The organism is Stappia indica, from assembly GCF_001696535.1.
GTDB classification, from domain to species: Bacteria; Pseudomonadota; Alphaproteobacteria; order Rhizobiales; family Stappiaceae; genus Stappia; species Stappia indica.
In genome coordinates this window covers 623,295-648,874 of sequence record NZ_MBQE01000002.1, presented here as the reverse complement: position 1 = coordinate 648,874, position 25,580 = coordinate 623,295, and the positions used below count along the sequence as shown (strand labels likewise).

At 68.7% G+C, this 25,580-nt stretch carries 23 protein-coding genes; 17 read left to right on the top strand and 6 right to left on the bottom strand.

The genetic code is table 11. The annotated features are described in order from the left end of the window. The first annotated feature begins 200 nt into the window (after positions 1 to 200). The 3 genes from BBX35_RS10940 to BBX35_RS10930 are packed head-to-tail and all read left to right on the top strand — an operon-like array spanning position 201 to position 3,519. Complete coding sequence (locus BBX35_RS10940) at positions 201 to 1,382, top strand: acyl-CoA dehydrogenase family protein (protein WP_067219714.1); 1,182 nt, start codon at positions 201 to 203, stop codon at positions 1,380 to 1,382. After that, positions 1,379 to 2,698: an MmgE/PrpD family protein gene (locus BBX35_RS10935; protein ID WP_067219711.1), complete on the top strand. Its 1,320-nt coding sequence runs from the start codon at positions 1,379 to 1,381 to the stop codon at positions 2,696 to 2,698. The genes BBX35_RS10940 and BBX35_RS10935 overlap by 4 nt, the downstream gene beginning before the upstream one ends. Beyond that, entirely contained in the window at positions 2,695 to 3,519 is an 825-nt protein-coding gene (locus tag BBX35_RS10930) for an HTD2 family dehydratase (protein ID WP_067219710.1), read from the top strand. Before BBX35_RS10935 ends, BBX35_RS10930 begins: the two co-directional genes overlap by 4 nt. 60 nt (positions 3,520 to 3,579) lie before the next feature. Here BBX35_RS10930 and BBX35_RS10925 read toward each other — a convergent pair whose 3' ends face one another. Together BBX35_RS10925 and BBX35_RS10920 are read right to left on the bottom strand one after the other, a co-directional pair. Then, positions 3,580 to 4,518, bottom strand: a complete 939-nt coding sequence (locus BBX35_RS10925; RefSeq protein WP_067219707.1) for a LysR family transcriptional regulator — start codon at positions 4,516 to 4,518, stop codon at positions 3,580 to 3,582. Positions 4,519 to 4,539: 21 nt separating this feature from the next. After that, positions 4,540 to 5,664, bottom strand: coding sequence for a zinc-binding dehydrogenase (locus tag BBX35_RS10920; RefSeq protein ID WP_067219706.1), 1,125 nt, complete (start codon positions 5,662 to 5,664; stop codon positions 4,540 to 4,542). 270 nt (positions 5,665 to 5,934) lie between these two features. On the opposite strand from BBX35_RS10920, the gene BBX35_RS10915 reads away from it, so the two are divergent. The 8 genes from BBX35_RS10915 (at position 5,935) to BBX35_RS10880 (ending at position 13,924) form a co-directional block, all read left to right on the top strand. Continuing rightward, positions 5,935 to 6,900 (top strand): cyclase family protein, encoded by a 966-nt coding sequence (locus tag BBX35_RS10915; protein ID WP_067219703.1) that lies wholly within the window; start codon positions 5,935 to 5,937, stop codon positions 6,898 to 6,900. Positions 6,901 to 6,962: 62 nt separating this feature from the next. After that, entirely contained in the window at positions 6,963 to 8,249 is a 1,287-nt protein-coding gene (locus tag BBX35_RS10910) for an ABC transporter substrate-binding protein (RefSeq protein WP_067219700.1), read from the top strand. 165 nt (positions 8,250 to 8,414) lie between these two features. After that, positions 8,415 to 9,320 (top strand): branched-chain amino acid ABC transporter permease, encoded by a 906-nt coding sequence (locus BBX35_RS10905; protein WP_067219993.1) that lies wholly within the window; start codon positions 8,415 to 8,417, stop codon positions 9,318 to 9,320. Between the two features lie 10 nt (positions 9,321 to 9,330). Continuing rightward, positions 9,331 to 10,284, top strand: a complete 954-nt coding sequence (locus BBX35_RS10900) for a branched-chain amino acid ABC transporter permease (protein ID WP_067219698.1) — start codon at positions 9,331 to 9,333, stop codon at positions 10,282 to 10,284. After that, positions 10,281 to 11,030 carry an ABC transporter ATP-binding protein gene (locus BBX35_RS10895; protein WP_067219696.1) on the top strand — a complete coding sequence of 250 codons (750 nt, stop codon included), beginning with the start codon at positions 10,281 to 10,283 and terminating at the stop codon, positions 11,028 to 11,030. The genes BBX35_RS10900 and BBX35_RS10895 overlap by 4 nt, the downstream gene beginning before the upstream one ends. Further along, on the top strand, positions 11,030 to 11,707 hold the full coding sequence (locus BBX35_RS10890) for an ABC transporter ATP-binding protein (protein ID WP_067219694.1): 678 nt from the start codon (positions 11,030 to 11,032) through the stop codon (positions 11,705 to 11,707). Before BBX35_RS10895 ends, BBX35_RS10890 begins: the two co-directional genes overlap by 1 nt. Continuing rightward, positions 11,707 to 13,161, top strand: a complete 1,455-nt coding sequence (locus tag BBX35_RS10885; protein ID WP_067219692.1) for an aldehyde dehydrogenase family protein — start codon at positions 11,707 to 11,709, stop codon at positions 13,159 to 13,161. Before BBX35_RS10890 ends, BBX35_RS10885 begins: the two co-directional genes overlap by 1 nt. Positions 13,162 to 13,174: 13 nt before the next feature. Continuing rightward, on the top strand, positions 13,175 to 13,924 hold the full coding sequence (locus tag BBX35_RS10880; protein ID WP_067219690.1) for an SDR family oxidoreductase: 750 nt from the start codon (positions 13,175 to 13,177) through the stop codon (positions 13,922 to 13,924). Between the two features lie 130 nt (positions 13,925 to 14,054). On the opposite strand, the gene BBX35_RS10875 is transcribed toward BBX35_RS10880, so the two are convergent. Continuing rightward, complete coding sequence (locus BBX35_RS10875; RefSeq protein WP_067219688.1) at positions 14,055 to 14,894, bottom strand: HpcH/HpaI aldolase/citrate lyase family protein; 840 nt, start codon at positions 14,892 to 14,894, stop codon at positions 14,055 to 14,057. A 242-nt stretch (positions 14,895 to 15,136) separates the two neighbouring features. Between BBX35_RS10875 and BBX35_RS10870 the strand changes: the two genes are divergently transcribed. Further along, positions 15,137 to 16,270: a CaiB/BaiF CoA transferase family protein gene (locus tag BBX35_RS10870; RefSeq protein WP_067219687.1), complete on the top strand. Its 1,134-nt coding sequence runs from the start codon at positions 15,137 to 15,139 to the stop codon at positions 16,268 to 16,270. Next, the gene (locus tag BBX35_RS10865; RefSeq protein WP_083206203.1) at positions 16,257 to 16,970 is read left to right on the top strand and encodes a class I SAM-dependent methyltransferase; all 714 of its coding nucleotides are present in this window, start codon (positions 16,257 to 16,259) and stop codon (positions 16,968 to 16,970) included. Before BBX35_RS10870 ends, BBX35_RS10865 begins: the two co-directional genes overlap by 14 nt. Before the next feature lie 3 nt (positions 16,971 to 16,973). Here BBX35_RS10865 and BBX35_RS10860 read toward each other — a convergent pair whose 3' ends face one another. Beyond that, the gene (locus BBX35_RS10860; RefSeq protein WP_067219685.1) at positions 16,974 to 17,906 is read right to left on the bottom strand and encodes a LysR family transcriptional regulator; all 933 of its coding nucleotides are present in this window, start codon (positions 17,904 to 17,906) and stop codon (positions 16,974 to 16,976) included. Positions 17,907 to 18,068: 162 nt separating this feature from the next. Between BBX35_RS10860 and BBX35_RS10855 the strand changes: the two genes are divergently transcribed. From BBX35_RS10855 to BBX35_RS10840, 4 genes are read left to right on the top strand one after another with little or no spacing between them, the layout of a single operon-like run. Then, positions 18,069 to 19,037: a TAXI family TRAP transporter solute-binding subunit gene (locus tag BBX35_RS10855; RefSeq protein ID WP_067219682.1), complete on the top strand. Its 969-nt coding sequence runs from the start codon at positions 18,069 to 18,071 to the stop codon at positions 19,035 to 19,037. Positions 19,038 to 19,061: 24 nt separating this feature from the next. Then, on the top strand, positions 19,062 to 20,927 hold the full coding sequence (locus BBX35_RS10850; RefSeq protein WP_067219680.1) for a TRAP transporter permease: 1,866 nt from the start codon (positions 19,062 to 19,064) through the stop codon (positions 20,925 to 20,927). Continuing rightward, positions 20,924 to 22,261 carry an acyclic terpene utilization AtuA family protein gene (locus BBX35_RS10845; RefSeq protein WP_067219678.1) on the top strand — a complete coding sequence of 446 codons (1,338 nt, stop codon included), beginning with the start codon at positions 20,924 to 20,926 and terminating at the stop codon, positions 22,259 to 22,261. Before BBX35_RS10850 ends, BBX35_RS10845 begins: the two co-directional genes overlap by 4 nt. A 3-nt stretch (positions 22,262 to 22,264) precedes the next feature. Next, the gene (locus BBX35_RS10840; RefSeq protein WP_067219676.1) at positions 22,265 to 22,576 is read left to right on the top strand and encodes an AtuA-related protein; all 312 of its coding nucleotides are present in this window, start codon (positions 22,265 to 22,267) and stop codon (positions 22,574 to 22,576) included. Positions 22,577 to 22,583: 7 nt separating this feature from the next. Here the strand turns inward: BBX35_RS10840 and BBX35_RS10835 are convergent, their stop codons facing one another. Both BBX35_RS10835 and BBX35_RS10830 read right to left on the bottom strand, forming a co-directional pair. Further along, complete coding sequence (locus tag BBX35_RS10835) at positions 22,584 to 24,470, bottom strand: bifunctional sugar phosphate isomerase/epimerase/4-hydroxyphenylpyruvate dioxygenase family protein (protein ID WP_067219674.1); 1,887 nt, start codon at positions 24,468 to 24,470, stop codon at positions 22,584 to 22,586. After that, positions 24,467 to 25,570, bottom strand: coding sequence for a Gfo/Idh/MocA family protein (locus BBX35_RS10830; RefSeq protein ID WP_067219671.1), 1,104 nt, complete (start codon positions 25,568 to 25,570; stop codon positions 24,467 to 24,469). The genes BBX35_RS10835 and BBX35_RS10830 overlap by 4 nt, the downstream gene beginning before the upstream one ends. Positions 25,571 to 25,580: the final 10 nt, after the last annotated feature.

Here is a 25,580-nt window from a genome sequence, read left to right as displayed (position 1 = left end):
GCCCGCGACATGACCGGCGGATGGCAGGCGTCCATCCCCATGCCCCGGCCGCCACGGCGCCGCACGGGCTATAGGGCTGCACAATAGCTCCGTGCATGCAAAGATATTTCCAGCCGGGCGCCGGACCTGCGATTTTGCGGCCAGCCAATTTCAGGGACCGGCCCGCGTGCCGCGGCCCGCTCGAGTTCTCAGGGAAAACCATGAACGCCTTCGATCCGACAGCCGAATACAGTGCCATTCGCGACGGTGTCGCCAAGGTCTGCGCCGAGTTCCCCGGCGAGTACTGGCGCGACCTCGACGCGCGCCGCGCCTATCCCAAGGACTTCGTCGACGCCCTGATCCGCGAAGGCTATCTCGCCGCGATGATCCCGGAGGAATACGGCGGGTCGGGCCTGAACCTGTCGGCTTCCGCCGTGATCCTGGAAGAGATCCACCGCAACGGCTGCAACGCCGCCGCCTGCCACGCGCAGATGTACACGATGGGCACGGTGCTGCGGCACGGCAGCCCTGAGCAGAAGCAGCAATACCTGCCCGGCATCGCCGACGGCACGCTGCGCCTGCAGGCCTTCGGCGTGACCGAGCCGACCAGCGGCACCGACACGCTGGCGCTGAAGACCACCGCGCGGCGCGACGGCGACGACTACATCGTCAACGGCCAGAAGATCTGGATCTCCCGCGCCGAGCACTCCGACCTGATGGTGCTGCTGGCCCGCACGACGCCGCGCGACCAGGTGAAGTCGAAGACCGACGGCCTGTCGGTGTTCCTCATCGACCTGCGCGAGCTCAAGGGCAACGGCGTCGAGATCCGCCCGATCCGCACGATGATCAACCACGCGACGACGGAGATCTTCTTCGACAACGCGCGCATCCCCGCCTCCAGCCTGATCGGCGAGGAAGGCAAGGGCTTCCGCTACATCCTGTCGGGCATGAATTCCGAGCGCATCCTGATCGCCGCCGAGTGCATCGGCGATGCCAAGTGGTTCATCGAGAAGGGCTCCAATTACGCCAAGGAGCGGGTGATCTTCGGCGCCCCGATCGGCCAGAACCAGGGCGTGCAGTTCCCCCTCGCCCGCGCCTATGCGCACATGATGGCGGCCGAGGCCATCGTCTACCGCGCCGCCGCCATGTACGATGCCGGCCACAATCCGGGCGTGGAGGCCAACAGCGCCAAGATGCTGGCCGCCGACGCCAGCTGGGAAGCGGCCGAGGCATGCCTGCAGACCCATGGCGGCTTCGGCTTCGCCGAGGAATACGACGTGGAGCGCAAATTCCGCGAGGCGCGGCTGTACCAGGTGGCGCCGATCTCCACCAACCTGATCCTGTGCTTCATTGCCGAGCAGGTGCTCGGCCTGCCGAAATCCTACGGGGCCCCCAAGGCATGACGCTGATCGACCGCATCCTCGACCTTGCCATGATGCCCGCCGGCGAGTTGCCGGCTCCGGCGCTCGCCATGGCCCGCTTCTCGCTGTTCGACTGGCTGGTCTGCGGGCGGGCCGGCATCGATGAGCCGCTGGCGGGCAAGCTGCGCCAGCTTGCGGACGAGGAAGGCGGCCGCGGCACGGCCTCGGTCTTCGGCGGTGCGCCCGCCCCGGCGCGCATGGCCGCGCTGGTCAACGGCGCAACGAGCCACGCGCTCGACTACGACGACACCCATTTCGGCCATATCGGCCACACCTCCGTCGGCATCTATCCGGCCGCGCTTGCCGCCGGCGAGACGGTCGGCGCCAGCGCCCGCGCCGTGGTCGAGGCCTTCCTCGTCGGCGCGGAAGCCTCGGTGCGCATCGGCATGGCGCTGGGGTCCGTCCACTACAATCGCGGCTTCCACCAGACGGCGACGGCCGGTGCCTTCGGCGCGGCGATCGCCGCCGGGCGACTCTTCGGCCTGACCCGCGACCAGATGCGCGTCGCCATCGGCCTGTGCGCTACCCGCGCCTCCGGCCTCAAGTCGCAGTTCGGCACGATGGGCAAGCCGTACAATGCGGGCATCGCCGCCGCCAATGGCGTGGAATGCGCAAGGCTCGCGGCCCTCGGCTTCACCTCCGCCGACGACGGGTTGATGAACACGCAAGGCTTCATCCCCACCCATTCCGACAAGCCCGATCCGGACGCTGCCTGGCAGTCGCCGCCGCCGGAGACGTTCCTGTTCGAGGACATCAAGTACAAGCTGCATGCCTGCTGCCACGGCACCCATGCGATGATCGAGGCGCTGCGCACGGTGCGTGGGCAGGACGGCGTCGGCATCGATGACGTCGAGGCGATGGTGCTGCACACCAACCCGCGCTGGCTGTCGGTCTGCGACATCAAAGCGCCGCGCACCGGGCTGGAGGTCAAGTTCAGCTACAACTGGCTGGCCGGCATGGTGCTGGAGGACCGCGATACCGCGCGCGACGACACCTATACCGACGCGCTGGCGACCGACGCCGGTCTTGCCGCCTTTGCCCCGCGCATCACCGTGGACGGCGACCCGGCCTTGAGCGACATGCAGGCCAAGGGCCTGCTCCGGCTGAAGGACGGGCGCAGCATCGCCTTCTCGCACGATCTTGCCCGCCGGCTCGGCGAGGCGGAGCTTTCCGCCGGGCTCACCGCCAAGGCAAAGGCGCTGCTCGGCGAGGAAGGCGAACGGCTGCGGCAGGCGGTCGAAAAGCTCGACCGGCTTACGGCCGCCGACCTTGGCACCCTGGTGGGAGCACGGGCATGAGCGACTATGCGGACTGGATCGGCAAGCAGCGGCGGGTGAGCGAAGCGCTCGACCGCGAGCTGCTGGAGCGCTACCGGGCGACCCTGTCGGGCATGCTGTGGCAGACTGACGTGCCGGCCGGCGTGCACTGGTGCCTGGCGCCCGACGTGGTGGAGCCGGCGGATCTCGGCCGCGACGGCCATCCGCGCACCGGCATCTTCCTGCCGGCACTGCCCCTGCCCCGGCGCATGTGGGCGGGCGGCCACCTGGAATACCGCAAGGCCTTTTCGCCCGGCGACGAGGTGACGCGCGTGACGACGATCCGCGACGTGACCTTCAAGCAGGGCCGCAGCGGGCCGCTCGGTTTCGTCACGCTGGACCATGTCTACGAGGTGGCGGGCGAGGCCCATGTCGTGGAGCGCCACGACATCGTCTATCGCGAAGACCCCAAGCCGGGCACGGCCACCGCGCCGCAGCCGGGAGAGGACTGGCAGGCGCTGGCGCGCTGGCAGGTGACGCCGACGCCGACGCTGCTGTTCCGCTATTCGGCGCTGACCTTCAACGGCCACCGCATCCACTACGACCACCCCTACGCCACCGGCGTGGAAGGCTATGACGGGCTGGTGGTGCACGGGCCGCTGCAGTCGATCTGGATGCAGAACCTTGCCGCCTCGCTGCTCGGCAAGTTGCCGGGCGCCTTCACCTATCGCGGCCTGTCGCCGCTGACCTGCAACCGGCCAGTAACCGTCGAAGCGCGCGAGGGCGAGGACGGCGCCCTGGAGCTGCGCGTACGGCGCGACGAGGATGGGGTCGTCACCATGCAGGCAACGGCGAAAGCCTAGGCAACTCACCCCCGGCGGCCGTCTGGCACGCCGGAGCGAGTTTTGAAACCTTACCGAGGGCTAGCTCTCGATCAGGTTGCCTTCCCAGATGCCGCGGCGCACGAGATCGCGCGCGACCTCCAGCGTGATCTGCTCGACGGCGCGGCAGGCCCGGCTCGTCGAGCGGGAGGGTTTGCTGACCAGATAGACCGGGCGCGAGATCGTCGGCTCGACGATGGGCGCCTTGAGCAGCTCGCCCCGGGCGACGAAATCGTGGACGGCGGCGGGGGCGAAGATCGTGTGGCCGGAGCCGCGCGCCACCAGCTCCTTGATCTGGGTCATCGCGTCCATCTCGATGACGACGTTGAGATTGACGTCGCAGGCCGCCGCGTGCCGCTCGATGGTCTTGCGCAGCCCGTGCGAGACGCCGGGCAGGATCATCTCCAGCTTCTCCAGCGCCTGCATCGGCACCGGCGCGCCGGGCGGGGTGTCGAGCGGCCAGGTATCGGGCGCGGAGAAGAAGAACAACTGCTCGTCCAGCACGTGGATGATGCGGAAATGCTCGACCTTCTCCAGGTCGTAGATGAAGCCGATATCGACCGTCTCGTCCTCGATCCAGCTCTTGATGTAGCCGCTCATCGCCTCGATGGCGCGCAGCCGCACATCCGGCAGCTCCACCCGCACGGTCTCGGCCAGCGGCACCGACATCACCATCGACACCGACGGCGGCATGCCGAAGCCGACCTTGCCGCGAATGCCGCCGCCAAGGTCGCGCATCTCCGAGATGCAATGCTCCATGCTGGCGCAGATCTCGCGCGCATGGCGCACCAGCAGGTGCCCCTCCTCTGTCAGCACCGTGCCGCGCGGCGAGCGCTCGACCAGCTGCACGCCGAGCTCCTGCTCCATGCGCTGGACGTATTGCGACAGGGACGGCTGGGCGACGCCCAGGACCTGCGCCGCCGCGGAGAGCGACGGCGCCTCGGAAATGGCGATGAAGTAGCGAAGGTGACGAATGTCCATGGAGGGCAGATTAGCCGGTTTTCAGCCGATCTCCACCACCTGACGGATCGCCGATCCGTCCTCCAGCCGGTCCATGGCAAGGTTGATGTCGGCCAGCGGCAAGCGGTGGCTCAGCATCTTTTCCACCGGCAGCAATCCGCGGCGATGCAGGGCGAACATGCGCGGCAGGTCGCGCTGCGGCACGCAGGAGCCGATATAGCTGCCCTTCAGCGAGCGCTCCTCGGCAACCAGCTTGAGCGCGTTGAGCGCCATGCGCGAATCCGGATGCGGCAGGCCGGCGGTGACGGTGGTGCCGCCGCGCCGGGTGATGTCGTAGGCGGTCTCCAGCGCCCGCACCGAGCCGGCCAGCTCGAACGCATAGTCGACGCCGCCGCCCGTGAGATCCCGCACCGCCTCGACGACGCCCTCGCCCGCCTTTACCGCATCGGTCGCGCCCATCTGGCGGGCGACCTCGAGCTTGTTCTCGAACGGGTCGATGGCGACGATCTGCCCGGCCCCGGCGGCCGCCGCGCCCAGGATCGCGGCCATGCCGACGCCGCCGATGCCGACCACCGCGACCTTGGCGCCCGGCTTGATATGGGCGGTGTTGAACACCGCGCCGGCGCCCGTCAGCATGGCGCAGGAAAACAGCGTCGAGATATGCGGGGCGATGTCCTGGTCGACCTTGACCAGCGACTGGCGCGCGACGACCGCATGGCTGGCGAAGGCGGAAATGCCGACGTGATGATGCACGGGCCGCCCGTCCATCGACAGCCGGCGGTGACCGGTCATCAGCTCGCCGACGCCGTGATGCTTGGCCGCCTTCTCGCACAGGGCCGGCCGGCCTTCCGCGCAAGGCGTGCAGCGGCCGCAGCCGGGCGCGAAGATGCACACGACATGATCGCCGGGGGCGAGATCGTCGACGCCCGCACCCACTTCCTCGACATAGCCGGACGCCTCGTGGCCGAGCACCATCGGCAGCGGGCGCGGCCGGGTGCCGTTGATCACCGAGAGGTCGGAATGGCAGACGCCGGCGGCCGCGATGCGGATCAGCACCTCGCCGGGACCGGGCGGCGCCAGCTCGACCTCGCGCACGGTCAGCGGCTTCTCCGCAGCGTAGTTGCCCTTGACCTCGCCCCGCTCCAGCACCGCCGCCGTGATCTTCATGTCTCCACCCTTTCGTCTCGAAGGTCGCCGCAGCCGAAGCGCGGCGTTGCCCGTTTCCGTGCGATGGTGCACCCTGAAGCCCTCCCGGCCGGCGGATCGCACCCCGCTGTCGGGCGGATGCTAGCGGCAAACACGCATGAAGACAGAGCTTAAATGGCTTTTCGTCTTCGGTCATAGGTTTTTGCAATAGCCGAGCACCAAGCAAATTATTGGTGCACCCTGTCGGCAATACCTAGGCTTCTTCATCTCACATGCTTTGGGAGGAAAGCCATGAGGGTCTTCAACTGCACTGCGGCGCTCGCCGGGCTTGCGCTCGTCGCCGCCACCAGCCTTGCCCATGCCGACAATCATAATCACGAATGGACGGAATCGCGCTGGGGCAAGGACGACCAGATCGGGTCGGCGAACCTGATGACGCCGGAGCGCGTCAAGCTCGCGGCCGAACTCGTCACCACCGGCAAGGTCTACAGCCTCGGCATGATCGTGGGCAGCGACACGCCGGCCTTTCCGCCGCGCAGCCTGTCCGTGACGGTGCTCCAGCCCAACCAGATCACCAATAGCGGGCTGGGCGAAAACGCCTTCACCTACAACGACGACATCTTCATGGGCTGGCTCGGCATCGGCCCGCAGATCGACGGTCTCGGCCATGCCGGCATCGACCACGTCTATTACAACGGCCACAAGGCCGGCGACTTCGCCAAGGCCGCTGGCCTGACCGAACTCGGGCTGCACAACCTGCCCGGCCTCGTCGGCCGCGGCGTGCTGCTCGACATGGCCAAGTTCTACGGCGTCGACATGGTCGAGGAAGGCAAGGCCTACACGGCCGACGACGTCAAGGCCGCCGCCGCCCAGCAGGGCGTCGAGCTGCGCGAGGGCGACGTCGTGCTGTTCAACTCCAACTGGATGAACCTGCTCGACGGGCCCAACGCGGATCCCAAGCGCTTCGGCGCGGCGGAACCGGGCCTCGGCGTCAGCGGCGCCGAATATCTCGCCGAGCTGGGCGTGATGGCGGTGGGCGCCGACACCTGGGGCATGGAGGTCGTTCCGGCCGAGGTCGAGGGCGAGGCATTCCGCGCCCACCAGATCCTGCAGCCGCAGAACGGCATCTACATCCTGGAGAACATGGATACCCGCGAACTGGCGAAGGACGAGGCGTACGAGTTCCTCTTCGTTCTCGGCCAGGCCCGCCTCAAGGGCGCGGTGCAGATGATCATCAACCCGATCGCGATCCGCTGACCGGGCAAACAGACACGCGGGCGGCACGCAATCGCCCGCGGCTACTCGAAGGGAGTGAAACCATGCGGAAATTCCTGCTCACAACGGCGGCGATCCTCGCTGCCCCGATCGCCGCGCTGGCGGCGGAAAAGCCGGCCGAGCTCAAGGTCGGCGTCACCACGTTCCTCACCGGCCCGGCCTCCGTGTTCGGCGTGCCGGCGCGCGATGCGGCCGAGATCATCGTCGGCAAGCTCAATGCCGAAGGCGGCATCGGCGGCGTGCCGGTCGCCCTGTCCTTCATCGACGAGGGTGCCGGCGCCGAGGCGCTGACCACCGAGTTCCGTCGCCAGGTCGAGGGCGGCGCGCATGCCATGATGGGCGCGATCTCCTCCGGCAACTGCCAGACGCTCGCCCCGCTGGCCGAGGACCTCAAGGTCCTGAACCTGATGTGGGACTGCGGCACCCAGCAGATCTTCGAGAAGAACGACTACAAGTACGTCTTCCGCACCCAGGCGAACGCCACGCCGGAAATGCTCGCCACCGTGCTCTACCTGCTGAAGGTGAAGCCGGACTTCAAGACCATCGCCGTCGTCAACCAGGACTACGCCTGGGGCCGCGACAGCTGGCAGATCTTCTCCGCCGCGCTGAAGGCCCTGAAGCCGGACGTCGAGGTGGTCGGCGAGTTCTTCCCGAAGTTCGGCGCGGCCGACTTCTCGACCGAGATCTCCCGCCTGCAGGCGATGCAGCCCGACGTCATCCTGTCGACCTCCTGGGGCGGCGACCTCGACACGTTCATCCAGCAGGCGGCCCAGCGCGGCCTGATGAACACCTCGACCTTCGTCATCCCGCTGGCCGAAAGCTCCCTTGAGCGTCTCGGCTCGACCCTGCCGGCCGGCCATATCGTCGGCGCGCGCGGCGACCACTACTTCCTGCATCCGGACCGTCGCGACGACGCGGACTTCAAGGAGTTCATGGCAGCCTTCGAGGAAAAGACCGGCGCCCATGCGATCTACCCGGTCTTCCACATGTCGCAGGCGCTTGCCGCGCTGAAGGCGGCCTACGAGAAGGCGATCGCGGCCAAGGGCGGCGAGTGGCCGGAAGAGGACGAGGTCATCGCGGCCTTCGAGGGCCTGACCTTCCAGGGTCTCGGCCGTGAGGTCACGATCCGCGAGGACAACCAGGGCATCGAGGCCCAGCTCCTCGGCATGAGCGTCCAGAGCGGCGAATACCCCTTCGCCACGCTGGAAAACATCATGATCTTCGACGGCGCCGCACTGACCACTCCGGTCGGCCAGGAGTCGGTCGAATGGGTCAGCAAGCTCACGCCGGAATACGCCGCGAGCGTGAAGGTCGACAGCTACGAAAAGTAAGAAGCGCCGGGACAGAACGAGCGGATCTGGGCAGGCGTGCCCGGGTCCGCTCCCCCCGGCCTTCCTCCCGGCCCGCCCCGGACGGTACCCCGTCCGGGGCGGTTGCCGAACACGCCGCCGCAGCAGACCTGCGGACTGTTCCGCCCATCGACCGAATGGACGACCATGAACCTCACCATCTTCCTTCTGGCCCTGTTCGACGGCATCGCCTATGCGGCCCTCGTCTTCAGTGTCGCCGTGGGGCTCACGCTGATCTTCGGCGTGATGCGCATCCTCAACGTCGCGCACGGCTCGCTCTATGCGGTCGGCGCGTATCTGACGGCCACGCTCACCGGCTACGTGCTGGCGCTCGGTTTCGCGCCGCTGCTGGCCTTCCCGCTGATGATCGTCTCGGCGGTCCTGGTCGGCGTTCTGCTCGGCGGCCCGATCGAATGGCTGCTGCTGCGACGGATCTACAACAAGCCGGAAGTGCTCCAGCTGCTGGTCACCTTCGCCGTCTTCATGATCCTGGAGGACGTGCAGCGGCTGGTCTGGGGCACCCAGCCCTATTTCCAGGCCTCTGCGCTGCAGGCGCTCGGCATGGTGAAGGTGTTCGGCGTCAACTACACCGTCTACCAGCTGATCCTGCTGCCGCTGCTGGCGCTGACGCTGCTGGTGGGCCTGCGCTTCTTCCTGCGCCATACCATCCTCGGCAAGCTGATCCTGGCGACCACCGAGGACCGCGAGGCGGCCCAGTCCATCGGCATCGACGCAGACAAGGTGTTCCTGGTGACCTTCATCGTCGGCGCGGCCCTTGCCGGGCTCGGCGGCGCGCTGGCTTCACCGACCACCTCGATCCTGCCGGGCATGGGCGCTGACATGATCGTGCTGTCCTTCGCCGTGGTGGCGACGGCCGGTCTCGGCCAGATCGAGGGCGCGGCCTTCACCGCGCTGCTGATCGGCCTCGGCCGCTCCTTCGCGGTCTATGTCTGGCCGGAGACGGCGGTGCTCGTCCCCTATCTCATCATGCTGATCGTCCTGCTGGTGCGCCCGGAAGGGCTGTTCGGCAGCCCGACTGCGCGCAAGATCTGAGGAGGAACGGATGACCTTTCGTCTGGCCATTCCGGCCCTGCTCCTGCTCGCCATCGCCGCGATCCCCTTCGCCGCGCCGCAGCTCCAGCTCCTGATGAACCTGGCGCTCGCCAAGGGCATCGCCGTCGTCGGCGTGACGGTGCTGCTGCGCGCCGGCCAAGTGTCCTTCGGCCACGCGCTCTACTTCGCAATCGCCGCCTATGCCGCCGCCTTCCTGTCGGCCTCGATGCCCGGCGCGGACCTCATCCTGGTGCTCGTCGTCGCGGTTGCCGGCGCGGTGCTGTCCGGCGTCATCGTCGGCCTGTTCGTGGTGCGCTACCGCGGCATCTTCTTCGGCATGCTGAACCTTGCCTTCTCGATGATCTTCTGGTCGATCCTGGAGAAGTTCTACCACTACACGGGCGGCGCCGACGGCATCCGCCTGCCGCGCCCGACCGTGTTCGGCATGGCGCTGGAGCGCGGTCCGTTCGAGCTGATCATGTTCTACCTGTCGGTGGCTCTCGTGGTCCTGCTCGGCTGGTTCACCATGCGCTGGTTCGCCTCGCCCGCCGGCCAGATCTTCCAGACCATCAAGACCAACGAGACCCGCCTGCAGTATCTCGGCGTCTCGCCGCAGCGCGCGCTGCTGTCCGGCTACATCCTGTCGGCGGCCCTGTGCGGCACCGGCGGCGTCATCATGGGCATCGTCCAGGGTGTCGTGACGCCGGAATTCGCCTGGTGGATCCGTTCGGGCGAGATGGTCTTCATCGCCGTGCTCGGCGGCGCGGGCTCGGTCGCCGGCGCCTTCGTCGGCGCGGTCATCTACGAGACCATCCGCACCTACGCCTCGGCCTTTGCCGGCGACGTATGGCAGATGGTGCTCGGCGGCTTCCTGCTCGTCATCATCCTGTTCGCACCCAAGGGCGTGATCGGCATCTACGACGCGGCGCTTGCCCGCCTGACCGGCAAAGGGAGGTCGGAATGAGCGAGATCCTTCTCGAAGCCCGCAACCTGCAGATCAGCTTCGGCGGCGTGGTCGCTGCCGACGACGTGTCGCTCGCCATCGAGCGGGGCAAGAACCTTGCGATCATCGGCCCGAACGGCGCCGGCAAGACGACGTTCCTGAACATCTGCACCGGCTGGATCAAGCCGACCAAGGGCAAGGTCTATTTCGAGGGCCAGGACGTCACGCCGCTGCCGCCGCGCCGCATCGTGCGGCTCGGCGTTGCCCGGGCCTTCCAGATCCCGCAGCTGTTCACCGAGCACACCGCGCTGGAGAACCTGCTGATCTCGGCCGCTGCCCGCGAACAGCTGCGCCATCCGCTGCAGGACCTGCACCGCATCCGCGAGCGGGCCGAGATGCTGCACCTGCTCGACATGGTCGGCTGCGCGGACGTCGCCGACCGGCTGGTGGTCGAGCTCTCGGAAGGCCAGCGCAAGCTGGTCGACATCGCCGTGGCGCTGGCCCTGCGGCCAAAGCTGCTGCTGATGGACGAGCCGACCTCGGGCGTCGCCTCGTCGGAGAAGTTCAAGATCATGGAAATCCTGGTCAAGGCCCTGTCCGAGGCGAAGGTGACGAGCGTCTTCGTCGAGCACGACATGGGCATCGTCTCGCGCTACGCCGACGAGGTGGCCGTGTGGGCCGCCGGCCGGCTGCAGATGCAGGGATCGCCGGAGGAAATCCTGCGCCATCCCGACGTGATCCGCGACGTCATCGGGGAGGCCGTGTGATGCTGGAGCTGAACAATGTCGGCGCCTCGATCGGCATCATCCCGATCCTGCGCAATCTCGACGTCACCGTCGGCGCCGCCGAGACCGTGGCCCTGATCGGCCGCAACGGCGCCGGAAAGACCACTTTCCTGCGCTCGATCATGGGCTTCACCACGGTCACCGGATCGATCCGCTTCGAGGGTGAGGACATCACCGGCCTGTTGCCGGCGAAGCGTCCAGGCCTGGGCATCGGCTACGCGCCGGAGGACCGCCGCCTGTTCTCCGCCTTCACGGTGGAGGAGAACATCCTGCTGCCGGCGCAGGTCGCCAAGCTGGATGCGGCCGAGACCAAGCGCCGGCTCGACCGGGTCTACGACATCCTCCCCGAGCTGAAGACCATGGCCGGCCGCCCGGCCGGCAACGTCTCCGGCGGCCAGGGCAAGATGGTCGCGCTCGGCCGCGCCCTGATGCTGGGCACGCGCCTCGTCATGCTGGACGAGCCGTTCCAGGGCCTCGCCCCGGCGCTGGCGCTGCGCTACGCCGAGGCGCTGAAGGCGCTGCGCGACGCCGACCGGACGGTGACCCTGATCATCACCGAATCCAACCCCTCCCTGCTGCGCGGCTTTGCCGGCCGCACGCTCCTGATCGAGCGCGGAGAAGTCTCCGAAAGCTCGCTCGAGCACGAAAGGACACACTGATGACTGCCACCAACGCGCCGCTGCCGCGCGCCCTCAACCTGATCGACGGGAAATGGGTGCCGGCGGCTTCCGGCAAGGAGATGGACGTGCGCTCGCCGATCGACGGCGAGGTCTTCACGAAGATCGCCGACAGCGGCCCCGAGGATGTCGATGCCGCGGTCGCGGCCGCCCGCGCCGCCTTCGACGGCGGCCCCTGGTCGAAGCTGACGGCGGCCGAGCGCGGCCGGCTGATGGTTCGCCTCGGCAATCGCATCCTGGAGGAGGCCGAGGCGCTTGCCCGGCTGGAGACCATGGACAACGGCAAGCCGATCAAGCAGTCGCGCGCCGACATGATCGCCACCGCCCGCTACTTCGAGTATTACAGCGGCGCCGCCGACAAGGTGCATGGCGAGGTCATTCCCTTCCTCAACGGCTACAACGTGCAGGTCTTCCGCGAGCCGCACGGCGTCACCGGCCACATCATCCCGTGGAACTACCCGGCGCAGATGTTCGGCCGCTCGATCGCCCCGGCGCTGGCCATGGGCAATGCCACCGTGCTGAAGCCGGCCGAGGATGCCTGCCTGACGGCGCTGCGCATCGGCGAGCTGGCGATGGAGGTCGGCTTCCCGGCCGGTGCCATCAACATCGTCACCGGCCGCGGCGAAGTCGCCGGCAAGGCCTTGTCCGAGCATAAAAAGGTCGACTTCCTGTCCTTCACCGGCTCGCCGGAAGTCGGCGTGCTGATCCAAACGGCGGCGGCGCGCAACTTCATCGGCTGCACGCTGGAGCTCGGCGGCAAGTCGCCGCAGATCATCTTCGACGATGCCGATCTCGACGCGGTCTATCCGGTGCTGGTCAACGCCATCATCCAGAACGGCGGCCAGACCTGCTCGGCCGGCTCGCGCGTGCTGCTGCAGCGCGGCATCTACGACAAGGTGATGGCCGAGCTGAAGACCCGCTTCGAGGCGGTCGCGGCCTCCGATTCCGGCGAGGACGCCGTGCTCGGACCGCTGATCTCCGCACGCCAGAAGAAGCGGGTGGAGACCTATATCGCCGAGGCCGATGCGCCGCTGGTCGCCCGCGGCACGGTGGCCAAGGGCTCGCCGGAAGGCGGCTACTACGTCGCCGCGGCCCTGTTCGGCCCCTGCGACCCGAACTCCAGAATCGCCCAGGAGGAAGTGTTCGGCCCCGTGCTGTGCGCCATCCCCTTCGAGGACGAGGCGGAGGCGATCCGCATCGCCAACGGCACCGAATACGGCCTTGTCGCCGGCATCTGGACCCGCGACGGCGGCCGCCAGCAGCGCATGGCCAAGGCGATGCATTGCGGCCAGGTCTTCATCAACGGCTACGGCGCGGGCGGCGGCATCGAGCTGCCCTTCGGCGGCATCCGCAAGTCCGGCCACGGCCGCGAGAAGGGCTTCGCGGCGCTGCACGAGTTCTCCCACATCAAGACCGTCGTCCACAATCACGGCTGAGGACAGGAAAGACATGCGACTTCAAGGAAAGACCACTCTCGTCACGGGCGCGGCCTCCGGCTTCGGCAAGGGCATCGCCGAGACCTATGTGCGCGAAGGCGCCAAGGTGGCGATCGTCGACCTGAACGAGGACGGCGCCAAGGCCGTCGCCGCCGAGCTCGGCGATGCGGCCATCGCCATCAAGTGCGACGTCTCCAAGGGTGAGGACGTGGCGGCGGCCGTGGCGAAGACCTGCGATGCCTTCGGCTCGCTCGACATCGTCGTCAACAATGCCGGCTGGACCAACCCGAACCGTCCGCTGATGGAGACGGACGAGGCGACCTTCCGCAAGATCTACGACATCAACGTGCTGTCGATCTTCCACATGACCAAGACCTGCGTGCCGGTGTGGCGCGAGCAGGGCGCCGGCGTGATGATCAATGTCGGCTCGACCGCCGGCATCCGTCCGCGCCCGGGCCTGACCTGGTACAACTCGTCGAAGGGCGCGGTGAACCTGATGACCCGCAGCCTTGCCGTCGAGCTGGCGCCCGACAAGATCCGCGTCAACGGCATCGCCCCGGTGATGGGCGTCACCGGCCTGCTGGAGCAGTTCATGGGCATGCCGGACACGCCGGAGAACCGCGCGAAGTTCCTGGCGACCATCCCGCTCGGCCGCCTGTCGCAGCCGCGCGACATCGCCAACGCCGCGCTCTACCTCGCCTCGGACGAAGCCGACTTCATCACCGGCGTCATCCTCGAGGTCGATGGCGGCCGCACCATCTGAACAAAAGGCAGCCCGGGGTCCCCTGCCCCAACCACTGAAAACGCCCGTGCCATTGGCACGGGCGTCTTTTTTGGGGCCGATGGCACGGGCGTCTTTTTTGCGCAAGTCCCACAAAGATGCGCAGGACTGATCAGCCGGAGGCGGAACTCGCCCGTGCCAGGATCTGCCGGGCCTTGATGATCACCGGCGCATCGACCATCGCGCCATCGACGGCAACCGCCGCAGCGCCCCCTTCCACGGCAGCAAGCACCCGCTGCGCCCACTCGCACTCGGCCTCAGACGGCGCAAAGCCCCGCCGCGCCGGAGCGATCTGCGCCGGATGGATGATCAGCTTGCCGGCAAATCCCATTTCCACCGCATGGCGGCAGTCGGAGGAGATCAGGTCCTCGTCCTTGAGCGCGGTCGTCACCCCGTCGATGGGGCCCGACTGGCCGGCAAGGCGCGCGGCCATCGCCAAGGCGAAGCGGGCCGGGCGCAGCACCTCGCGCTCATGCGCCATGCCGAGATCGGCGGCAAGATCGATGGAGCCGAAGGCCATCCGCGCGCTGGCGCCGGCGACCTCCCCGGCATTGGCAAGGCCGCGGGCGCTTTCCACCAGGGCGATCACCGGCAGGCCGGTGGCCTCCGCAACGCCGGCGCAATCGGCCGCCGTTTCCGCCTTGGGCAGGACGACCCCGGCAAGGCCGGCAATGCCGGCGCAGGCGGCAAGGTCCGCCGCGTGCCAGGGCGTGCCGCTGGCGTTGACGCGCACCAGGATGCTCGCCGCGCCGACCAGCGGGGCCAGCGCCTCGGCAAGGCCGGCGCGCGCGGCCTCCTTGGCGTCCGGCGCCACCGCGTCCTCCAGATCGACGAACACCGCATCGGCGCCGGCGGCGACCGCCTTGGCGAAACGCTCCGGCCGGTCGCCGGGCACGAAGAGCGGCAGGGTGATGCGGTCGACCTTCTCGGTCGTCTCGTTGGGATGTGTCATGATGGGGTCCGCCAGATGGGTTGGTCAGAAGTGCAGGCGCCCACAAGAACCCGAGCGGCGCCCGCGTGCCAATAGCGAATTGCGCCCGCCCTCATTGATTGGGGCTATGGCGGAGGCGGGCGGCAGGGCCAGAATGAGTGCCGGGGCATAGATTGCGGCAATAGCTGCGGGCGCTCCCCTCTATTACTCCCGATGCCGCGCTTCGGGCATACTGGCGCCACTTACAGGGAGAAGCTTTGAAAATGCAGGGTGATCTTTCCGGTCTCTTCGTGGTGTCCGTCGAACAGGCGGTGGCCGCGCCCTATCTGTCCGGGCGGCTGGCGGAAGCCGGCGCGCGCGTCATCAAGGTGGAGCGGCCCGAGGGCGATTTCGCCCGCGCCTACGATCATCTGGTGCATGGCGAGAGCGCCTATTTCGTCTGGCTCAACCGCGGCAAGGAATCCGTCTGCCTCGACCTTCGCGACGATGACGACCGCGCCCTCCTGGCCGCGATGATCGCCAAGGCCGACGTCTTCATCCAGAACCTTGCGCCCGGCGCCATCGACCGCCTCGGCTTCGCGCCAGACCGGCTGCGCCAGGAGAACCCGCGGCTGATCACCGTGTCGATCTCCGGCTATGGCGACGAGGGCCCGTTCCGCGACCTGAAGGCCTATGACCTGCTGGTGCAAGCGGAAAGCGGGCTGTCGGCAATCACCGGCAATGCGGAAGGCCCGGCGCGCGTCGGCGTCTCCGTCTGCGACATCGCCGCCGGCATGACCGCGCATCAGGCCGTGCTGCAGGCGCTCTTCGCCCGCGAGCGCACCGGCGAGGGCCGGCATATCGCCGTGTCGCTGTTCCATGCGCTCTCCGACTGGATGAACGTGCCCTATCTGCAGTTCGCCTATGGCGGCAAGGAGCCGGAGCGCAACGGCCTCAACCATCCGACCATCGCCCCCTACGGCGCCTATTCGGGAAGCGACGGCAAGGACGTGTTGTTCTCGATCCAGAACGAGCGCGAATGGGTCAACTTCTGCCGCGACGTGCTGGAACGCCCGGAAGTTGCGACCGACACCCGCTTCACCAGCAATTCGCGCCGTGTCGCCCACCGCGCCGAGCTGGACGCGATCATCAACGAGGTGTTCTCCGGCCATCCGCGCGATGCGCTGGCCGACCGGCTGCGCGATGCCCGCATCGCCTTCGGCCGGGTGAGCACGATGGACGACCTGGTCCGCCACCCGCAAAACCGCCATGTGGAGACCGACACGCCGACCGGCCCGGTGCGCCTGCTCGCCCCCGGCGCGCTGGTCAACGGCAAGTCGCCGGAATTCGGCCCGGTGCCGGCGCTTGGCGCCGATACCGACAGGGTCCGCGCGGAGTTCTCGCATGTCGACGCCTGAGGCGCTTGCCGTGCCCCGTCCGGTTCCGCAGACCGGCGAGCGGCTTCTGGAGATCCTGACGGACCGCAAGGCCCGCAACGTACTGGACATCGGCTGCGGCCATGGCGCGCTGTCGCGCTCGCTCGCCGCCAAGGGCTTCGTCATGACAGGCATCGACCCGGACGAGGACGCCGTCATTGCTGCCCGCAAGGCGGTGCCGGATGCGCGGTTCGAGCGGGCAACCGCCGAGGCCCTGCCTTTCGCGGACGGAAGCTTCGATGCCGCGATCTTCCTCAACGCCCTGCACCACGTGCCCGAAACGGTGATGCGCCAAGCGCTTGCCGAGACCCGGCGCGTGCTGACGAAAGGCGGCGCGCTGATCGTCGTGGAGCCGCTCGCCCGCGGCACCTTCTTCGAGGTGATGCGCCCGGTCGAGGATGAGACGGAGATCCGGGCCGCGGCCCTGCGCGCGCTCGATGCCGACATCGCCGGCGGACACTGGCATGTCGCCCGGCACGACACCTACGACCGCCTGTCGGACTTCGCCGCGCTGGAGGAGTTCATCGACTATCTCGTGGCCGTCGATCCGGCGCGCAAGACGGTGGCGCAGGAGCGCCGGGCCGAGCTGGATGCCCTGTTCAAGGCCAATGCAACGGCGAGCGAGAAGGGCTTCCGCCTGATCCAGCCGCTGACGCTCTACGAGCTGCAACCGGCAAACTGACGGTCAGCTGGGCCCAAACGGGTCCGGCACCTCGCTGGAGAGGTCGGAATTTCGCACCAGATCCAGAAAGGCGGTGGCGGCTGGCGAGAGCACATGGCCGGCCCGCCAGATGATGCCGACATGGCGCAGCACCTCCGGCTCCACCAGCCGGCGGTAGATCAGGTTTCCCGAACTCAGCACCGGCAGCGTCAGCACCGGCAGGGCGGTGACGCCGAGCCCCTGCGACACGAAGGCCCCGGCGGTGGCCAGATGCGCCACCTCGAAGCGCGGGCGGAGCGGCAGGTTCTGCTGCGAGCAGGCCGCGTCGATCAGCAGCCGGACGCTGGTGCCCCGCGACATGGCAACCAGCGGCATTTCGGCCAGCTCCCGCCAGGTGCAGCTGTCGCGATCCTCCAGAATGCCGCCGGCCGCCCCCACCGCCACGAACGGGTCCGACAACAGGGTGCGGAACGAGATCCGGTCGGAGCTTTCCACCGCGCCGGCCGTGAAGCCGAGATCGGACTCGCCCTGCTCGACCGAGCGGATGACGCTGTCGGAGAGCGCATCGTTGATCTGCACGTCGATATCGGGATGGCGGGCGAGAAACCGCGCGACCAGCGAGGGCAGCAGGCCGGCGGTCACCGAGGGCAGGCCGGCAATCGTCAGCCGGCCGCGCCGGGCCGCAAGATAGGCATCGAACTCCGCCCCCGCATTGGCGGCGGTGTTGAGCACCTGCTGCGCCAGGCGCAGCAGGGTGTGCCCCTGCGGCGTCAGCGAGACGTTGCGGGTGTCGCGGTTGAACAGGCGCGTGCCGAGCCGCTCCTCCAGCCGGGCGATCTGCCGGCTGAGCGCCGAGGCGGACATGCCGATCTCGTCGGCGACGGCGCGAAACCGCCCGCCGGTGGCGAGGCTGGAAAAGACCCGCAGGTCCTCCAGATCGAATTTGTTGCGATCCATGCATCAATTATCGCAAAATAAGCACTTCTGACAACAAAGAACCTGGGACACTCTTGCAAGAGGGTACAGGTCCGCGGCAGTGCGGGCGCCGGAGGAGCGGCGTCCTGTCGAAGGACCGGCCCGAGATCGCTGCCCGCCAAGGGCACATGGGAGGAAATCACGATGCGACTTTCACATCTCGCCATGGCGGGCGCGTTCGCGCTTGCGCTCGCCCAGCCCGCCAGCGCCCAGGAGAAGCTGCTGATCGGCTCCACCTCGGCCTCGTCCAGCCATTACGGCTACTTCGTTTCCGTCGCCAAGCTGGTGAACGAGAAGGCGGAGGGCCTCGAGGCTTCCGTCGTGGAGACCGGCGCGACGCTCGACAACCTGCGCCGCATCGAGCGCGGCCAGGTCGACTTCGGCCTCGTCACCACCAATGTCGCCCAGCATGCCCATGCCGGCACCAACGAGTTCGACGGCCGGCCGATGAAGCTCGGCCTGCTGTGGGTCTATACCGGCGCGCCGCAGAACGTCATCGTGCGCGCGGACGCCGAGGTCGGCAGCCTCGCCGAGCTGAAGGACGTGCGCTTCAACCCGGGCATCAAGGGCTCGGCGACCGAGAGCACCACCGAGGCGGTGTTCGGCGCGCTCGGCCTGTCGGCCGACTATGTGCGCGGCTCCACCACCGACGTCGTCGACATGATCAAGGACAACCGCGTCGCCGGCTACGTGAAGTCGGGCGCCGGCGACAAGCTCGACGGCTCGACCCTCGACATCGCCACCTTCACCCCGATCAAGGTGCTCGGCCTGACCGACGAGCAGAAGGCGGTGCTCGCCGAGAAGATGCCGGACGTCTCCATCGTCGACGTGCCCGCGGGCGCTGCCGACGGCATCCCGGCCTATTCGACCTGGAGCTTCGGCGTCGGCGCGGCCGCCGGTCCCGCCCTCTCCGAAGAGGCAGCCTACAAGATCGTCAAGGCGGTGATGGAAGACAAGGAGGCCCAGGGCGCGGCGCTGGCATCGGTCAAGGGCGTGGATCTGGCCCAGCTGACCCTGCAATACGCCACGATCCCGCTGCATCCGGGCGCCGCCCGCTGGTACCGCGAGCAGGGCATCGAGATCCCGGCCCGCCTGCAGCCCACCGCCAACTGACGCCTGAGCATCGGGAGGATCGCCGTGCTGAACCGGACCCGCGACGCCCTGGCGCTGCTGACGGGCATCTTCGTCTTCTACACGGCAGCGACAGGTCCGTTCGAGAGCCTGATCCAGCGCGCGATCTTCCTGGCGCTCGTCGTCTGCCTCGGCCTTGCGGTCTATCCGCTGGGCCATGGCCGGCGCTGGCGCCCGCTCGGCCTTGCCGTCGACCTTGCGGCCGCCGGCATCTCAATCGCCGCCTGCGGCTACATCGTCGTCAACTACGACCGGATCATGACGACCCTGCCCTGGGCGACGACGCTGGACATGGCATTGACCGTCGGTCTCGTCGCCTCGGTGCTGGAAATCGGCCGCCGGGCCGTCGGCATCATCTTTCCCGCCCTCGTTCTCGTCGGCCTCGCCTATGCGCTGTTCGGCGACATGCTGCCGGGCACGCTGGCCCATCGCGGCTTCGACAACGCCTTCGTCACCGAGACCATCTTCCTCGGCGATCTCGGCATCTGGGGCATGCTGACGGGCGTCGCCGCCACCGTCATCGCGGCCTTCGTGCTGTTCGGCTCGCTGCTGCTGCATACCGGCGGCGGCCAGAGCTTCATGGACCTTGCCATGCGCATCGGCGGCCGCCAGGCGGGCGGCGCGGCCAAGATCGCCACCATCGCCAGCGGCCTGTTCGGCATGATCTCCGGATCGGCGGTGGCCAATGTGGCGACCACCGGCAACTTCACCATCCCGATGATGAAGCGCCTCGGCTACCCGCCGGCCTTCGCCGCCGCCGTCGAGGCCGTCGCTTCGACCGGCGGCCAGCTGGCCCCGCCGATCATGGGCGCGGCCGCCTTCGTCATGGCCGAGATCCTCGGCGTCTCCTACATCCAGATCATCACCGCCGCGATCATCCCGGCGCTGCTGTTCTATCTCTCCGTCTTCGTCACGGTGCACATCGTCTCGGTGCGCAAGAACCTGACGCTGGTGCCCGAGGACGAGTTGCCGGCCTGGTCGACGATCCTCGCCCCGCGCCGGGTGCTGCCGATCCTGGCCGCCATCGGCGGACTGGCCATCGGCGTCTATCTCGGCCGCTCGGTCGCCACCACCGCGTTCTACGGCATCACCGGGCTGATGATCGCCTTCGTCGCCACCTCGATCGGCCAGATTCCTGCTCCGAAGATGGCGAGCCTCGTCGTCGCCGGCATCAAGGACGCCGGCAAGGGCATGGTGATCATTGGGGTGCTGCTGGCGGGAGCGCAGATCCTCGTCTCGATGATCAACCTCACCGGCATCGGCGTCACCCTGAGCTCGATGATCGTCTCGCTGGCCGGCGACTCCGCCCTGCTGGTGGCGCTGATCGTCGGCGGCGTCTGCCTGATCATGGGCATGGGCCTGCCGACCACGGCGGCCTATGTGCTGGTCGCCGCCGTGCTGGCGCCGGCCATGACCGCCGTCGGCATCGACCCGCTGGCGGCCCATCTCTTCGTCTTCTACTTCGCCACCATCTCGGTGATCACCCCGCCCGTCTGCGTCGCCGTCTTCGTCGGTGCCGGCATCGCCCAGACCAACTGGCTGCCGGCAGCGATGGAGGCCGTGCGCCTCGGCGCGGTCACCTATGTGGTGCCCTTCATGCTGCTGCTCTATCCCGGCATGACGGCACAGGGCGACTGGATGGCCATCGGCAACGCGCTCCTGTCGGGGCTGGTGCTGGTGATCGCCATTCCCGCCGTGCTGAGCGGGCAGAAACTCTTCGCCATTCGCGCCCTGGACATCGCCGTGTTCGCCACCTCCATCGCCCTTGCCATCTGGCCGCATCCGGCCGCACCTCTCCTTGCCGGCCTGCTGCTCGCCCTGTCCTGGCATTTCGGCAAGGCGCGCCGGCCCCTGAGGGGAGCCGCAGGATGAAAAGCCTGAGGATCGGAACCGGCGCCGGCTTTTCCGGCGACCGCATCGAGCCGGCGGTGGATCTCGCCGCGCGGGGCGAGCTCGACTATCTCGTCTTCGAATGCCTGGCCGAGCGCACCATCGCGCTGGCCCAGCAGGCACGGCGTGCCGACCCGGAGGCCGGCTACGACCCGCTGCTGGAGCGACGCATGCGCGCGGTGCTGCCCGCGCGCGGGGCAAACGGCCCGCGCATCGTCTCCAACATGGGCGCAGCCAACCCGCTGGCCGCCGCCCGCAAGACGCAGGAGATCGCCCGCGAACTGGGGCTCCGGGGCCTGAAAATCGCTGCCGTCACCGGCGACGACGTGCTGGCCGCCGTCGAGGGATCGCAGCTGGAGCTGCTGGAGACCGGCGGCACGGTGCGCGGCCTCGGCCGCCCGCTCCTCTCCGCCAATGCCTATATCGGCGCTGCGCCCATCGTCGCCGCGCTGGAAGCGGGCGCCGACATCGTGCTCACGGGACGCGCCGCCGACCCGGCGCTCTATCTCGCGCCGCTGGTCCATGCCTTCGGCTGGGCGATGGACGACTGGCCGCTGCTCGGGCGCGGCACCCTGGTCGGCCACCTGATGGAATGCGGCGGCCAGATCACCGGCGGCTATTTCGCCGATCCCGGCTTCAAGGACGTTGCCGACCTCGCCCGCCTCGGCTTTCCCATCGCAGAGGTGGAGGCGGACGGCAGCGCGATCATCACCAAGCTTGCCGGCACCGGCGGCGCGGTCACCGAGGCGACCTGCAAGGAGCAGCTGCTCTACGAGGTGCACGATCCGGCCGCCTATCTGCAGCCCGACGTCATCGCCGACTTTTCCGGGGTCGAGATCGCGGCGGAAGGTCCAGACCGGGTGCGCATCTCCGGCGGCTCGGGCCGCGCCCGCACAGGCACGCTGAAGGTCTCGCTCGGCTATGTCGACAGCCATGTCGGCGAGGGGCAGATCTCCTATGCCGGGCCGGGGGCGGAAGCGCGCGGGCGGCTGGCGCTGGAGATCCTGCGCGAGCGGATCGCGAAAGGCCCCGTGCCCTATCTGGAGACGCGCGGCGAGCTGATCGGCGTCGACGCGATCCTCGGCGGATCGAGCTCCGGCGCCCATGAGGCGCGCGAGGTGCGGGTGCGCTTTGCCGCGCGCGCCAGCACGGCGGAGGACGCCCGGCTGGTCGCCGACGAGGTGGAGAGCCTTTATCTCAACGGCCCGGCGGCCGGCGGCGGCGTGACGCGCCAGGTGCGTGAGATCGTCGGCATTCTCTCCACCCTGATCCCGGAGACCGAGGTCTCCCCCGCCCTGACCCTGATGGAAAGCTGAGCCATGCTGCTGCGCGACATCGCCCATTCGCGGACCGGCGACAAGGGCAACATCTCCAACGTCTCGGTGATTGCCTACGAAATGGCGAACTGGCCGCTGATCGAGGCGGAGGTGACGCCCGAGCGGCTGCGCGCCCATCTTGCCTGGCTGGAGATCGGCGAGATCGAGCGCTTCGCCCTGCCGCGGCTCGGCGCGCTCAACTTCGTGCTGCACGGCGCGCTGAAGGGCGGCGTCACCCGCTCGCTCGCGCTCGACGCGCATGGCAAGTGCCTGAGCTCGGCGCTGCTCGACATGGAGATCGCCGGGCCGGCGTGACGCGCGCTCAGCGGCGCGGCACCGTCTCGGGCCGCAGGTGGCGCTTCTGCGCGGCGATGCGGAACTGCGCATTGGCCGCGCCATAGCCGCGATAGCCGCCGCGCCGCTCGACGATTTCGAAGAAGAAGCCTTCGCCGTAGTTCGGGCCGTAGAGCTGGAAATATTCGCCCTCCCCGTCCCGGTCGTAGAGGATGTTCTCGGCCCGCAGCCGGTCGGCGAAGTCGGGATCGAGGCCGAAACGCGCCTCCAGGTCGTCGTAATAGTTGCGCGAAATCTCCAGCGCCTTGAAGCCGCAGGCCTTCAGCGCGGCGGCGGTCGCGAAGATGTCGCGGCTTTCGAAGGCGACATGCTGGACCGCCGAGCCGAAGCTTTCGGCGATGAAGCGGCCGGCGAGCGTGCGCCGGTTCTCCGCCCCGTTCAGCGTGATCCGCAAGGCCCCGTCCGCCGTCTCGATCGCCTGGCTGCGCACCAGCCCGGCCGGGTCGACCACATCCACCATCGGCGTCTTCGCCGTCGCGAAGATCGAGGTGTAGAACAGCGTCCAGGTCAGCATCTCCTCGTAGTTCATCGTCTGCGCCAGATGATCGATGGAGACGAGCCCGGCATCGGCCGCCGCCTTGCCGCCGCCGGCAAGGCGGAAGTCGGTCTCCCAGAGCCCTGCGAGCTTCTCGTCGACGAAATGCATCACGCCGCCGCCGACACCCCGGATCGCGGGAATGGCGAGCTCGCCCGGCCCGACCGGCTGGTCGAACGTGTCGGCGCCCAGCGCCCTGGCGCGCGCCACGGTGGCCGCGGCATCGGCGACGCGGAGGCCGATGGCGCAGACCGACGTGCCGTGCACCAGGTAGGACGAATGGGCAAAGCCCTCCCGCTCGGTGTTGATCAGCAGGTTGATCCCGCCTTGTCGCCACAAGGTGACGTCCTTGGAGACGTGACGGCCGGCCTCGACGAAGCCGAGGCTGGCGAACATGCGCGCCAGCTCCTCCGCCTCCGCCTCGTCGGCGGCGAACTCGACGAACTCGATGCCCTGCGCCTCGATCCGGTCGGGCATTTCGGGCAGCGGGATGCGCACGTCCGGCTCGCGGCGGCGCACCTGGTCCATCAGGTAGACGAGCGAGCGATGGCCATCGACGGCGATGGACTTCGGCGAGCCGCCGCGAAACTGGTCGTTGAAGATCTCCAGCGACAGAACGCCGTCGTAACCGGTCGCGGCGACCGCCCGCATGAAGTCGGTGACCGCAAGGTCGCCCTCGCCCGGCATGTTGCGGAAATGCCGGCTCCAGTAGAGCAGGTCCATGTCGATCAGGGGCGCGTCGGCCAGCTGGACGATGAAGATCCGGTCGCCGGGGATCGCGCGGATCGTGTCGACATCGGTCTTGCGCGCCAGCGTGTGGAAGCTGTCGAGGATGATGCCGACATTGGGATGATCGGCGCGGCGCACCACCTCCCAGGCGTCGCGGTGGTCGTTGACGTGCCGGCCCCAGGCCAGCGCCTCGTAGCCGACGCGAAGGCCGCGTGCCGCCGCGCGCGCGCCGAGCTCGGCGAAATCGTCGGCCGCCCGGTTGATGCCGCCGAGCGAGACCGGCGAGACGTTGGAGCAGACCAGCATCAGGTCGGTGCCCAGCTCCTGCATCAGGTCGAACTTGCGCTCCGCCCGGTCGAAGGCGCGCGCCCGGTGCGGCTCCGGCATGCCCTCGAAATCGCGGAACGGCTGGAACAGCGTGATCTCCAGCCCGGCATCGCGGATCATCGCGCCGACATCACGCGGACTGCCGTCGAAGGCGAGGAAGTCGTTCTCGAAGATCTCGATCCCGTCGAACCCGGCGGCCGAGATCGCCGCCAGCTTTTCCCGAAGGTCTCCGCTGATCGAGACGGTGGCGATGGACGTCTTCATGGGGCACCGGCCTTGCTGTGAGAGGAAAGGGAAACGCCTGCGGCGGGCGGAACGGCGAGGCTCAGCGGCGGGGCAACCTCGACCTCGCCGCCGGTCTCGGCCGCCCGGCGGATGGCGGCGAGCACGTCGAGCGTCGCAAGGCCTTCCTCGCCGGGGACGAGCGGAACGGCCCGGCCGAGCGCGACCTCGCAAAAATGGCGCATCTGCAGCGCGAAGGGGTCGCCGCCCTGCCGGGTCAGCACCTTTCGCGAGATCGGCTGTGCCCAGTCGGCCGCGCCCTCATAGTGCCAGAGCCCGAGATCGGGCAGCGACAGCGAGCCGGCCGTGCCGCCGATCGTGTAGCAGCTGGCCGAGGTTTCCGGATAATCCGGGTTCTCGCCGGCCGTCAGCTCCCAGCTCCAGGGCGCGGCGACGGCATCGGAAACGGTCATCGTGCCCAGCGCGCCATTGGCGAAGCGCAGCAGCACGGCCGCCGTGTCCTCCACCGCATGGCCGCGCGCCAGCGACGAGGCGCGCGCCTGCACGCTGGCGACATCGCCGCACAGGTGGCGGAGCAGGTCGATGTCGTGGATCAGGTTGGTGAGGATCGGCCCGCCGCCCGGCTGGGTGCGCCAGGGTACCTCGAAATAGCTGTCCGGCTTGCGGAACCAGCACAGCGCGTTGACCGCGACCAGCCGGCCGATGGCACCGCTGGCGATCTCCGCCCGCGCCGCCGCGATCAGCGGATTGTGCCGCCGGTGATGGCCGACCAGCAGCGCAACGCCGGCCGCGCGCGCGGCCACCACCACCTCGCGCGCCGCCTCCGCCGTGTCGGCCAGCGGCTTTTCCACCAGCACCGGCACGCGGGCCGCGATACAGGCGAGCGCCTGCGGCGCATGCAGCCGGTTCGGCGTTGCCAGCACCACCCCGTCGGGCCGCAACCGGTCGAGCATCTCGTCACAGCTGTCGAAGCACGGCACGCCAAAAGCCTCCGCCGCCTGGCGCCCGTCCGCGGACGGGTCGGCGACGCCGGCAAGCTCGCCCTCGCGGGCGGCCTGGGCCATGTGCACGCGGCCGATCTTGCCGGCCCCGACAATGGCGATGCGGGCTTTCGTCTTCATCTCTTCGCTC

Coding starts and splice junctions, on each gene's coding strand:
- BBX35_RS10940 (WP_067219714.1), top strand. CDS start 201: ATGAACGCCTTCGATCCGACAGCCGAATACAGTGCCATTCGCGACGGT.
- BBX35_RS10935 (WP_067219711.1), top strand. CDS start 1,379: ATGACGCTGATCGACCGCATCCTCGACCTTGCCATGATGCCCGCCGGC.
- BBX35_RS10930 (WP_067219710.1), top strand. CDS start 2,695: ATGAGCGACTATGCGGACTGGATCGGCAAGCAGCGGCGGGTGAGCGAA.
- BBX35_RS10925 (WP_067219707.1), bottom strand. CDS start 4,518: ATGGACATTCGTCACCTTCGCTACTTCATCGCCATTTCCGAGGCGCCG.
- BBX35_RS10920 (WP_067219706.1), bottom strand. CDS start 5,664: ATGAAGATCACGGCGGCGGTGCTGGAGCGGGGCGAGGTCAAGGGCAAC.
- BBX35_RS10915 (WP_067219703.1), top strand. CDS start 5,935: ATGAGGGTCTTCAACTGCACTGCGGCGCTCGCCGGGCTTGCGCTCGTC.
- BBX35_RS10910 (WP_067219700.1), top strand. CDS start 6,963: ATGCGGAAATTCCTGCTCACAACGGCGGCGATCCTCGCTGCCCCGATC.
- BBX35_RS10905 (WP_067219993.1), top strand. CDS start 8,415: ATGAACCTCACCATCTTCCTTCTGGCCCTGTTCGACGGCATCGCCTAT.
- BBX35_RS10900 (WP_067219698.1), top strand. CDS start 9,331: ATGACCTTTCGTCTGGCCATTCCGGCCCTGCTCCTGCTCGCCATCGCC.
- BBX35_RS10895 (WP_067219696.1), top strand. CDS start 10,281: ATGAGCGAGATCCTTCTCGAAGCCCGCAACCTGCAGATCAGCTTCGGC.
- BBX35_RS10890 (WP_067219694.1), top strand. CDS start 11,030: ATGCTGGAGCTGAACAATGTCGGCGCCTCGATCGGCATCATCCCGATC.
- BBX35_RS10885 (WP_067219692.1), top strand. CDS start 11,707: ATGACTGCCACCAACGCGCCGCTGCCGCGCGCCCTCAACCTGATCGAC.
- BBX35_RS10880 (WP_067219690.1), top strand. CDS start 13,175: ATGCGACTTCAAGGAAAGACCACTCTCGTCACGGGCGCGGCCTCCGGC.
- BBX35_RS10875 (WP_067219688.1), bottom strand. CDS start 14,894: ATGACACATCCCAACGAGACGACCGAGAAGGTCGACCGCATCACCCTG.
- BBX35_RS10870 (WP_067219687.1), top strand. CDS start 15,137: ATGCAGGGTGATCTTTCCGGTCTCTTCGTGGTGTCCGTCGAACAGGCG.
- BBX35_RS10865 (WP_083206203.1), top strand. CDS start 16,257: ATGTCGACGCCTGAGGCGCTTGCCGTGCCCCGTCCGGTTCCGCAGACC.
- BBX35_RS10860 (WP_067219685.1), bottom strand. CDS start 17,906: ATGGATCGCAACAAATTCGATCTGGAGGACCTGCGGGTCTTTTCCAGC.
- BBX35_RS10855 (WP_067219682.1), top strand. CDS start 18,069: ATGCGACTTTCACATCTCGCCATGGCGGGCGCGTTCGCGCTTGCGCTC.
- BBX35_RS10845 (WP_067219678.1), top strand. CDS start 20,924: ATGAAAAGCCTGAGGATCGGAACCGGCGCCGGCTTTTCCGGCGACCGC.
- BBX35_RS10840 (WP_067219676.1), top strand. CDS start 22,265: ATGCTGCTGCGCGACATCGCCCATTCGCGGACCGGCGACAAGGGCAAC.
- BBX35_RS10835 (WP_067219674.1), bottom strand. CDS start 24,470: ATGAAGACGTCCATCGCCACCGTCTCGATCAGCGGAGACCTTCGGGAA.
- BBX35_RS10830 (WP_067219671.1), bottom strand. CDS start 25,570: ATGAAGACGAAAGCCCGCATCGCCATTGTCGGGGCCGGCAAGATCGGC.